Consider the following 10,906-nt stretch of genomic DNA (forward strand, 5'->3'; position numbering starts at 1 on the left):
CTGCCCGGCGATTCGCCCTCCAACCCTTGCCCCAAAGGGGTATTCAACGGGCAGCGATCACGCAGTTCAGGGGTCTCGCGCTTCGGCTTCGGCTTCGGCTTCGGCCGAGCGGATGCGCGCCTCGAGTTCGCGGTTGGCGAGCCGCATCGCGCGCTCGGCATCGACCCCCCGCGCATCCGCGTCTCGCACGAGCGCCAGCAGCGTTCGCCCGAGCGCCAGTTCCGCGTCAGGAGTGTCCCCGGTGGCTGCCGCCACCTCCACCACCCCAAGTTTCGGGATGACTGCTTCACTTCCGGATGGTTCGTTTTCCATCTCGAAGTGATTTACCCATCCCGAGTCGGTGGTGGTGGCAGGTGCGGCGGCAACGGTCTGCGGTGACGAGCCGACCTGGCGCTCCTTGCCAAGCAGCTTCTGCGCGAGCGCAAGCGCCGACATCCCTCGGGGCACGCCGTCGAGCACGCTCGTGCGGTCGCGCTTCTCGATGGCTTTGGCCTCCTGCCAGAGGCGGATGATCTCGTCGACGTCGCGGGTGGGCGTCGGCCCGAAGACGTGCGGGTTCCGGCGCACGAGCTTGTCGGCCTGCTCACGAGCGACGTCCTCGAGCGTGAAGGCGCCCTGCGCCCGCTGGGCGGCGATGTCCGAGTGGAAGAGCACCTGGAAGAGCACGTCGCCGAGCTCTTCGCGGATGTCGGTGGGGTCGTCGCTCTCGAGCGCCTCGACGAGCTCCGCGGACTCCTCCGTGAGGTACTTCACGAGCGTTGCGTGGGTCTGCTCCTCGTACCAGGCGCATCCGGCCTCTCCGCGGAACGCCTCCACGACGCTGAGCAGCCGGAGCAGCTCGGGACGATCGCTCGCCTCCCCCACGGCTACTTGGCCTCCGTGTCGCTGGGGACCTCGACGACCTCGTCCTCCACCTCGAAGATGGCCTTGAGGATGCTGCGCACCCAGATGAGCATCTCCTCGTCGCTCGGCGGGTTGCCGTCGCGGCCCTCGAGGATGGGGATCGCGAGCGAGTTCGTGGCATCGACGATCTTCGACCCCGGGTACATGCGGCGCAGGCGCATCTGCTTGGAGTCGCTCAACTCGGCGGGTCCGATGCGCAGCGTCTTGCCGAACACGACGAGCTCGCCGAGTCCAGCCTTGACGGCGAGGCGGCGCAGCTTCGAGACCTCGATGAGGCGCTGCACCTCGATGGGCGGCTCCCCGTAGCGGTCCTGCAGCTCCTCGAGGACGAGCCCGATCTGGCCCGGCTTCGCGTTCGGGCTGGAGGCACTCGACAGCTTCTGGTAGGCCTCGAGCCGCAGTCGCTCGCTCGCGACGTAGTCCTCGGGCACACGGGCATCCACGGGGATCTCGAGCCGCAGCTCCGTCTGCCCCTCCGCGACCTCGCCGCGGAAGGTGTTGACGGCCTCGCCGATCATGCGCAGGTACAGATCGAAGCCGACGCCGGCGATGTGACCGGACTGCTCGCCGCCGAGCAGGTTCCCCGCGCCGCGGATCTCGAGGTCCTTGAGGGCCACCTGCATGCCGGAGCCGAGCTCGTTGTTGGCCGCGATCGTCTCGAGGCGGTCGGTCGCGGTCTCCGTGAGCGGGCGCGTTCCGTCGTACAGCAGGTAGGCGTAGGCGCGCTCGCGTCCGCGGCCCACACGTCCGCGCAGCTGGTGCAGCTGGCTGAGCCCGTAGCGCTCGGCATCGTCGATGATGAGCGTGTTCGCGTTGGCGATGTCGAGGCCGGTCTCGACGATGGTGGTCGAGACGAGCACGTCGAACTTGCGTTCCCAGAAGTCGACGATGATCTGCTCGAGCCGCGCTTCGCTGAGCTTGCCGTGCGCGACCGCGACCCGCGCTTCCGGCACCAGTTCGGCGATCTCCGCCGCCACCCGGTTGATGGATGCGGTGCGGTTGTGCACGTAGAACACCTGCCCCTCGCGCAGCAGCTCGCGGCGGATCGCGGCGGCGACCTGGCGCTCGGACTTGGCGCCCACGAACGTGAGGATCGGGTGCCGGTCTTCCGGTGGGGTCGCGAGGGTCGACATCTCGCGGATCCCCGTCACCGCCATCTCGAGCGTTCGAGGGATGGGCGTCGCGCTCATCGCGAGGATGTCGACGTTGGCCTTGAGCTTCTTGAGCGCGTCCTTGTGCTCGACCCCGAACCGCTGCTCCTCGTCGATGACGATGAGGCCGACGTCCTTGTACGCGATGGTGTCGGTGAGGAGGCGATGCGTTCCGATGACGATGTCGACGGAGCCGTCGGCGAGGCCGCGGATCGTCTCCTCCGACTCCTTCTTCGACTGGAACCGGCTGAGCGGCTTGATGGTGACGGGGAACCCCGCCATCCGCTCCGAGAAGGTCTCGTGGTGCTGGCGGACGAGCAGCGTCGTGGGTACGAGGATGACGACCTGCTTGCCGTCCTGCACCGCCTTGAACGCGGCACGCACGGCGACCTCGGTCTTGCCGAAGCCCACGTCGCCCGAGACGAGGCGGTCCATGGGAATGGGTCGCTCCATGTCGCGCTTGATCTCGTCGACGGTCTGCAGCTGGTCGGGCGTCTCGACGAACGGGAACGCCTCCTCGAGCTCGTGCTGCCAGGGCGTGTCGGGCCCGAACGCGTACCCCTTCGAGGCCATGCGGGTGCTGTAGAGCTTCACGAGCTCCACGGCGATGTCACGCACGGCCTTGCGGGCCTTGCCCTTCGCGGCCGACCAGTCGGAGCCGCCCATCTTCGAGAGGGCGGGCGCCTCGCCGCCGACGTACTTCGTGAGCTGGTCGAGCTGCTCGGTCGGGATGAACAGCTTGTCACCTGGCTGGCCGCGTTTGGACGGCGCGTACTCGATGAGGAGGTACTCGCGCACGGTCTTGGGGGCGTTCCTGCCGCCAGCCTGGACCTCTCGCTGGCGCAGCTCGATGAACTTGCCGATGCCGTGCGTCTCGTGCACGACGAAGTCGCCGGCTTTGAGCTGCAGCGGGTCGACGACCGAGTTGGCGCGTCGTCTGGCGAGCTTCTTCGGCTGGCGCGAGTCGTATCCGACGGCGCGTCCGAAGAAGTCGGTCTCGGTGACGAGCGCGAGCTTCTGGCCGGGCACCTGGACGCCTGTGGAGACGGGTGACTGGGTGAGGTAGGCGACGCCGGTCTCGAGCTCGTCGGGCAGCTCGTCGACGAGCCTCGCAGCATCGCCATGCTCGGAGAGCAGCTGGCTGGCACGCTCCACGAGGCCGGGCCCCTGGCTCGTGACGACGACGCGCCAGCCCTCCTTGAGGAGCGCCGAGACGTGCTCGATCGCGCCGTCGGCGTTGCCGGCGAAGCTGGGCACCGCGTCGCCCTCGATCTTCACGGCGAGGATCTCGCTCGCGTCGAGCTGCTCCTCCGGGATCTCCAGCGACTGGAACGGCGAGAGCGACCACCACGGCCGGGCACCGCGAGCGTCGCGGAGGCCGGAGACGCTGAGGAAGTCGCCGGAGCTGAGGTCGATGGGGGCATCCGCACCGGCGGTCGCGGCACTCCAGGCGGCCTCGAGGAACTCGTGATTCGTCTCGGAGAGGTGCACGGCGCGGGTCGCGACTCGTTCGGGCGAGAGCACCGCCATGGCGGCATCCTCCGGCAGGTAGCTCGTGATCGGGACGAGCTCGCTCACGAGCGCCGGGGCGAGCGATTCCATGCCCTCTGAGGGGATGCCCTCTGCGATCTTCGCGAGCATCTGCTGCAGGTTCGGGAACTCGTGTTGCATCTCGCGTGCGCGCTGGCGCACGCTCTCGGTGAGCAGCAGCTCCCGGGCCGGCGTGATGAGGGCTTCGGTGACCTCGGACTCGAGCGAGCGCTGATCCGCGACCGAGAACACGCGGATCTCGTCGACCTCGTCGCCGAAGAAGTCGATGCGGAGGGCGTGCGACGCGTCCGGTGGGAACACGTCGAGGATCCCGCCGCGGACGGCGAACTCGCCGCGTCGCGTGACCATGTCGACCCGCGAGTAGGCGAGGTCGACGAGTTGCAGGGCCAGGCTCGAGAGGTCGTTGCCACGAGAGCCGCGCTCGAGGCGGATGGTCGTGGCCGCGTCGAGACCGGGCAGGAGCGGCTGGAGGGCGGCGCGCACGGAGGCGAGCAGCACGAACGGCGCGGTGCGCTCCCCCGCCTTCCAGTCGGTGAGCTCGCGCATGGCACGAAGTCGGCGACCGGTGGTCTCGACGGAGGGGCTCAGCCGCTCGTGCGGGAGCGTCTCCCACGCTGGGAACTCGGCGATGTGCGCGTCCGGCACGAACGTCTGCAGGTCGGCGCCGAACTGCTCGGTCTCACGGCTCGTCGCGGTGAGCACGAACAGCATCGGGGCGGCGCCGAGCTCGGCCTGGCGCGCGGCGAGGAGGTTCGCGATGAGCGGGGCCCTTGCCCCATCGACGAGCGAGAAGTCGGTGTCGCGACCGGCGCGCCCCATGGCGCGCTCGAACGAAGGGGTGGACTGGATGGAGCGTACGAAGCCGTGCAGAGTCACTCGGGGAATTGTACGCGCCGAGGGGAAGATACTTCCTACAGTCCCCAGGCTCTCTTCTGCGCTGAGAGCGAGCTACGCGAGTTCAGCCGATTCGAGCAGCACGGTGAACGGTCCGTCGTTGACGCTCGCGACCTTCATCATGGCGCCGAACTCGCCGGTCTCCACTCGCACTCCACCGGCGCGGAGGTCCGAGACGAAAGCCTCCACCAGCGGCTCGGAATGCTCGCGACCGCTCGCGAGCGACCAGGACGGCCGCCGCCCCTTGCGTGCATCCCCGTACAGCGTGAACTGGCTGACGACGAGCAGCGGCGAGCCCGTGTCGAGGACGGACTTCTCGTCGTTCAGGATGCGCAGACCGAGCAGCTTGCGGGCGAGCTTGGCCGCATCCGCCTCGGTATCCGCGTGGGTCACGCCGACGAGGACGAGGAGCCCGGCTTCGTCGATGCGGCCGACCGTGCGATCGCCGACCGTGACGCTCGCCTCGGTGACGCGCTGGATGACGAGCTTCACGCGCCAGCTGCCGTGTGCACTCGAAGCTGCGCGGCCTGCATGCCCTCGAGAGCGATGAGCTCGACCGCGTCTGCCGCGTCGCCGACGAGGACAGGGAGCACGTCCCGCTCGCTGCCCGCGAAGTCCTTCAGCACGAAGTCCGCGGCGTCCTGACGTCCAGGCGGGCGCCCGATGCCGACGCGCACACGCAGGTACCCGGGATCGCCCAGTGCCGCGCTGATGTCGCGCAGGCCGTTGTGACCGCCGTGGCCGCCGCCGACCTTGAGCTTCAACGTGTCGAAGGGCAGATCGAGCTCGTCGTGCACGACGATGACGTGGTCGACATCGACCCCGTAGTAGTCGACGAGCTGCGAGACGGGGCCGCCCGAGGTGTTCATGTAGCCGTTCGACTTCGCCAGCACGAGCTTCGGGCCGCCGGGAGCCGTGCGCCCCTCTGCCACACGAGCGTTCGCCTTGGTGTGCCGCGAGAAGCTGGCCCCGATGCGCTTCGCGAGCTCATCCACGACGAACTGCCCGACGTTGTGACGGTTCCTCGCGTACTTCTCGCCGGGATTGCCGAGTCCGACGACGAGCCAGGTGTCTGCTGCCATGCTGCAAAGCCTTTCATGAGACGGGACGCGAAAGGCGGGCAGCCGAAGCCACCCGCCTTCCGAAGATACGTCGAGTCGACGACGCCAGACGAGGAACTACTCGGCCGCGGCTGCTTCTTCCTCGTCGTCCTCGTCCTCGTCTTCGCCACGAGGCGTCTGGATCGAGACGAGAGCGACCTCTTCGGCGTCCTCAGCGAGCTCGACGAGGACGGTGCCCTCGGGGAGCTTGAGGTCTTCGCGGTGGATGAGCGTGCCATCCTCGAGGCCCTCGACCGAGACCTCGATGAAGCTCGGGATGGCCGTCGCGTCGGCGGCGACGAGGATCGTCGTCGCGTCCTGGACGGCGATCGTGCCCGGGAAGGGCTCGCCGATGAGGTGCAGCGGCACGTCGACCTCGACGCGCTCGCCCTTGCGGATGACCGCGAGGTCGAGGTGCTCGATGATCTGGCGCACCGGGTCACGCTGGACGTCGCGGACGAGCGCGAGCTGCTTGTCACCCTCGATGTCGAGCTCGATGAGCGCGTTCGCCTTGCGGATGAGCAGCATCGTCTCGTGACCCGGGAGGGTCAGGTGGCGGGGCTCGGTGCCGTGGCCGTAGAGGACCGCGGGGATCTTGCCGGCGGCGCGGATCTTGCGCGCTGCACCCTTGCCGAACGATTCGCGCAGTTCGACACTGAGCTTGTTGGTCTCTGCCATGTTGTCTCCTTGATGGTGGTTCTCGACAGACTGAGGAAGCGTGTGGAGGCCCATTCAAGGACACATCACCGCGTCGATCACGGGCCTTACGGCCCCTCGCCGAAGTTCAGCCCCCCACTTTACGCCATGACGGGCGCCGCGTGGTGCCGTTCCTCGAAACCGCCGGAACGAGCTGCTAGAAGCCGACGGCCTTGCGCCAGCCGTGGCGTCTGGCGCTGCTGACAGCAGCTCCTGCCCCCAGCATCGCGAACCCGAAGACGACGAGTTCGGCGGCGAGCAGCGAGACCGCCATGCCTGATGCCGGACCCGCGAACAGCTGGAACGTCGAGAGCTCCTCCTGCCAGAGCGGAGCCGCGACGAGCGCGGCCGTGATCTGCGCGTGCAGGAGGAAGCAGCCGAGTCCCGCGAGCACCGACAGCGCCCCGGAGACGACCGAGCCCGTGCCGGAGAGCCGCATCGTGAGCGCCATGAGGAAGAAGCCGACGGCCGCGAGCATCGTGACGAGCATCGTCCACACCGGCGAGACACCCACACCGTCACCCAAGAAGCTGCCCGCCGACGAGGAGACGCCCGAGACGATGATCAGCACGGGGATGGCGCTGAACGCGACCACGCAGATCACGTAGAGCGGGACGGCGAGGAAGACCGAGCCGATGCGCGCCCACACGCTCGGGCTCGCCGACTCGCGGGCGCGGCCGCTCCGCGCCTCGCTGCCACGCGCATCCGCGAGACCGGACTGCTGACCAGCGCGCGGCGGCCGAGCCGCCGCTGCCGGACGACCAGGTGCCGCGGGCGCGGACACGGGAGCCGGCGGCGGCGCCTGCTGCGGGATGACGCGGGTCGACTCGTCGCTTCCCTCGTACAGGCTGGATGACGACGCCCGAGAGGTGGACGGCGTCGCGCGTGTCCGCGGCATCGCCGTCGTGGGCTGCTCATCGGTGATGGCGTCGCCGTCATCGTCTGGGCGCCCGAAATCATAGGCTCTCGTGCGGGCGTCATGGTCAGCCACTGGAGTGTCTCCTGTCTTGGTGCTCGCGGTCACGCATGCAGCCAGCTATCGTCCTGGCTGTGTGCCGAATCCGGCGCCGTTTCGTCATGATCGGAAATGGTTGCCTCGCTCGTGCCACAAGTCAGGGTACGACTGCCCGTCGTGCAATACCGTGGAGTGTCCCGTGCATCGCCCTGACGGGAGCTCGCATCCACTTTGAAAGAGACGCATCTATGACCACTGACGCTGCCCCCTCGATCTCCTCGGAAACCGGCTCGTCCCCAAGCGCGAACATCGGCGTCGTCGGCATGGCCGTCATGGGCTCCAACCTCGCACGCAACCTCGCGAGCCGCGAGGGCAACACCGTCGCCGTGTACAACCGCTCGCCCGAGCGCACCCGCACGCTCGTCGCGGAGCACCCCGAGGCCGGGTTCGTGCCCTCCGAGTCGGTCGCCGACTTCGCGGCTTCCCTCCAGAAGCCCCGCACGGCGATCATCATGGTGCAGGCGGGCGCCGGCACCGACGCGGTCATCAACCAGCTCGTCGAGGCATTCGAGCCTGGCGACATCATCGTGGATGGCGGCAACGCCCTCTTCACCGACACCCGCCGCCGCGAGGCAGCCGTGCGCTCCACGGGCATCCACTTCGTGGGCTGCGGCATCTCCGGCGGCGAAGAGGGAGCCCTCAACGGCCCCTCCCTCATGCCGGGCGGCACCGTCGAGTCGTACGAGACCCTCGGCCCGATCCTGCGCACCATCGCCGCGGTCGCCGAGGGCGAGCCCTGCGTCACCCACGTCGGCACCGACGGCGCCGGCCACTTCGTGAAGATGATCCACAACGGCATCGAGTACGCCGACATGCAGCTCATCGCAGAGGCCTACGACCTCATCCGCCGCGGCACCGGCAAGTCCCCCGCCGAGATCGCCGAGATCTTCGCCGAGTGGAACAAGGGCGAGCTCGAGTCGTACCTCATCGAGATCACCGCAGAGGTGCTCCGCCAGGTCGACGCCGACACGCAGCTCCCGCTCGTCGACGTCATCCTCGACGCCGCCGGCGCCAAGGGCACCGGCGCCTGGACCGTGCAGACCGCGCTTGACCTCGGCGTGCCCGTCTCCGGCATCGCCGAAGCCGTGTTCGCCCGCTCCGTCTCCTCCAAGCTCGAGCAGCGCGCCGCATCCCGCACCCTCCCCGGCCCCGACGGCTTCCAGGTCGAAGACGCAGACGGCTTCGTCGAGGACGTGCGCCTCGCGCTCTACGCGTCCAAGATCATCGCCTACTCGCAGGGCTTCGACGCCATCATCGCCGGCGCCGAGCAGTACGGCTGGGACATCAAGAAGGGCGACATCGCCGCGATCTGGCGTGCAGGCTGCATCATCCGCGCCCGCTTCCTGAACCGCATCACCGAGGCCTACGCCGAGAACCCCGAGCTCGTCGCCCTCGTCACCGCACCGTTCTTCCGCGAGGCCGTCGACACCGCGCAGGCAGCATGGCGCCGCGTCGTCGTGCAGGCAGCGCAGGCCGGCATCCCCGCCCCCGCGTTCTCCTCGTCGCTGTCCTACTACGACGGGCTCCGCGCCGAGCGCCTCCCCGCCGCCCTCATCCAGGGGCAGCGCGACTTCTTCGGCGCCCACACCTACAAGCGCGTCGACCGCGACGGCGTGTTCCACACCGACTGGTCCGGCGACCGCACCGAGCACAACGCGTAGCGAGCTCGGCGAGACGCAGAAGCAACGCGCGCGAGGCCCCGACCTTCAGGCAATCGCCTGAGGGCCGGGGCCTCTTACATGCAGAACCCCGAGAAGAGTCAGCCAGAAGCAGGCTCCCTTACGAAGGAGGATGCATCTGGCTGACTCTTCCGCCCGGTGCAGCCGGGTGAGCCGGGTCAGCCGGGTCAGCCGGGTGAGCTGTTGAAGCGGGCAGCTCAGACCGCGGCGGGGGCCTTCGCCTCGGTCGCAGCGAGCTTGGCGGCCACCGCTCGAGGCGAACCGGTGCGGCCGTAGGTGAAGTAGAGCGGCAGGCCGACGAAGAGCAGTCCGCCGACGAGGTTGCCGACGACCGTCGGGATCTCGTTCCAGATGAGGTAGTCCAGGAGCGTGAAGTCTGCGCCGAGGAGCAGGCCAGACGGGAACAGGAACATGTTCACGATGGAGTGCTCGAAGCCCATGAAGAAGAACAGCATGATGGGCATCCACATGGCGATGACCTTGCCGGAGACGCTCTTCGAGATCATGGCGAGTGCAACTCCGGTCGCGACCATGGCGTTGCAGAGCACCGCGCGGACGAACAGCGTGAGCATCCCGGAGGCACCGTGTTCGGCATAGCCGACGGTTCGGCCTTCGCCGATGTGGCCGATGGCCTCGCCCACCTCGTTCGGGGGCGTCGCGAAGCCGTTCGTGACGACGATGGCCATGAGGACGGCGATGGTGAAGGCGCCGATGAAGTTGCCGACGAACACGAGCCCCCAGTTGCGGAGCACGCCGCGGAGGGTGACACCGGGCCGCTTGTCGAGCCAGGCGAGCGGGCCGAGCACGAAGACTCCCGTGAGGAGGTCGTAGCCGAGCAGGTACAGCATGATGAAGCCGACGGGGAAGAGCAGGGCGCCGAGGAGCGGGACGCCGGTCGTCACGCTGACGGTGACGGCGAAGGCCGCGGCGATGGTGAGGAAGGCACCTCCCATCGTGGAGCGGATGATGGTGTCGCGGGTCGAGAGGAAGATCTTGCTCTCGCCGGCATCGATCATGGTGGTGACGAGGTCGTTCGGCTTGACGTAGGACACAGGTTCCCTTTCGCTCTGGCGGTGCTCTGTGGCCGAGTTCGGCCCGGTGTCCACACGCTATTCGCGTGCAGTTTCGGCCCCGTGGCTCGTGCGGTGCGGTCTGGTTTCCGTTCCCTCTCGCCTCCGTCCGCGCGCTGTGAGAAGCGCCGTCAGACGAGTGCTGCCATGGTGACGACGGCGTCGAACCGCTCGAGGATGATCTCCGCGATGCGGTCGTCCACGCCGAGGGGCGCCGCCACGATGTCGGCTCCCGCCTCCGACACCCGGTCGTGGAAGAAGCCCGGGGTGAGGAGGTAGCTGGCGATGCTGACGCTCGCGCCGGGTCGCTGGCGCCTGGCGATATCGACGGCGGCCGGCACGCGAGGGTCGAGCGCCGCGCCGTAGCCGAGGAGCGCATCCGCACCGCCGATGCCGTTGAACTGCTCGCGCAGCTCGTGGAAGCGGGGCACGGCGACGGCGGCGGTGGAACCCGCGACGGCGATGACGACTCCGTCTTCGGCACCGCCGCCAGCCTCGAGGAGACGCTCCCAGAGCAGCTGCGAGAGGCGCGCGTCGGGGCCGAGCGGGGCGGCCACGGAGGTGCCGGGGCGTGCGGCCACGGCTTCGGCGATGTCGACCTGCGTGTGGAAGCCGACTGTGAGCAGCACGGGCACGACCACGACGTCGGCGTCCTCCGGGAGCCCCGCGAGCACCTCGACGAGGCTCGGCTGCTGGACGTCGACGAACGCCTCGACGACCTGCACGTCGGGCCGCAGCTGCTGGGCGCGACGCAGCAGCTCGCGGATGACGGCCTGCCCGTCGGTGTTGTCCGTCCCGTGGGATGCACCCACGAGGATCGTGGGACGCGGGGGCTGCTCGTTCATCT

9 protein-coding genes are annotated in these 10,906 nt (G+C 68.8%); 1 reads left to right on the forward strand and 8 read right to left on the reverse strand.

From position 1 onward, the window contains the following. Window positions 1–66: 66 nt before the first annotated feature. From C5E10_RS19405 to C5E10_RS10625, 6 genes are all read right to left on the reverse strand, one after another. Window positions 67–864, reverse strand: a complete 798-nt coding sequence (locus C5E10_RS19405; protein WP_258071089.1) for a MazG nucleotide pyrophosphohydrolase domain-containing protein — start codon at window positions 862–864, stop codon at window positions 67–69. Between the two features lie 2 nt (window positions 865–866). Continuing rightward, a complete protein-coding gene (gene mfd / locus C5E10_RS10605) occupies window positions 867–4,481 on the reverse strand; it encodes a transcription-repair coupling factor (protein WP_374953502.1) in 3,615 nt (1,204 codons plus the stop codon). Window positions 4,482–4,553: 72 nt separating this feature from the next. After that, window positions 4,554–4,991 (reverse strand): D-aminoacyl-tRNA deacylase, encoded by a 438-nt coding sequence (gene dtd, locus C5E10_RS10610; RefSeq protein ID WP_104331606.1) that lies wholly within the window; start codon window positions 4,989–4,991, stop codon window positions 4,554–4,556. Beyond that, window positions 4,988–5,581 (reverse strand): aminoacyl-tRNA hydrolase, encoded by a 594-nt coding sequence (gene pth, locus C5E10_RS10615; protein ID WP_104331607.1) that lies wholly within the window; start codon window positions 5,579–5,581, stop codon window positions 4,988–4,990. The genes dtd and pth overlap by 4 nt, the downstream gene beginning before the upstream one ends. A gap of 96 nt (window positions 5,582–5,677) precedes the next feature. Further along, the gene (locus C5E10_RS10620) at window positions 5,678–6,277 is read right to left on the reverse strand and encodes a 50S ribosomal protein L25/general stress protein Ctc (RefSeq protein ID WP_104331608.1); all 600 of its coding nucleotides are present in this window, start codon (window positions 6,275–6,277) and stop codon (window positions 5,678–5,680) included. A 175-nt stretch (window positions 6,278–6,452) separates the two neighbouring features. Next, on the reverse strand, window positions 6,453–7,286 hold the full coding sequence (locus C5E10_RS10625; RefSeq protein ID WP_104331609.1) for a hypothetical protein: 834 nt from the start codon (window positions 7,284–7,286) through the stop codon (window positions 6,453–6,455). A 212-nt stretch (window positions 7,287–7,498) separates the two neighbouring features. On the opposite strand from C5E10_RS10625, the gene gndA reads away from it, so the two are divergent. Further along, entirely contained in the window at window positions 7,499–8,971 is a 1,473-nt protein-coding gene (gene gndA, locus C5E10_RS10630; RefSeq protein ID WP_104241661.1) for an NADP-dependent phosphogluconate dehydrogenase, read from the forward strand. Between the two features lie 215 nt (window positions 8,972–9,186). On the opposite strand, the gene C5E10_RS10635 is transcribed toward gndA, so the two are convergent. After that, entirely contained in the window at window positions 9,187–10,041 is an 855-nt protein-coding gene (locus tag C5E10_RS10635) for a formate/nitrite transporter family protein (protein ID WP_104331610.1), read from the reverse strand. 149 nt (window positions 10,042–10,190) lie between these two features. Next, window positions 10,191–10,904, reverse strand: coding sequence for a sirohydrochlorin chelatase (locus tag C5E10_RS10640; protein ID WP_104331720.1), 714 nt, complete (start codon window positions 10,902–10,904; stop codon window positions 10,191–10,193). Between the last annotated feature and the right edge of the window lie 2 nt (window positions 10,905–10,906).

The sequence above is a fragment of the Pseudoclavibacter sp. RFBG4 genome (assembly GCF_002931515.1).
GTDB lineage: Bacteria > Actinomycetota > Actinomycetes > Actinomycetales > Microbacteriaceae > Pseudoclavibacter.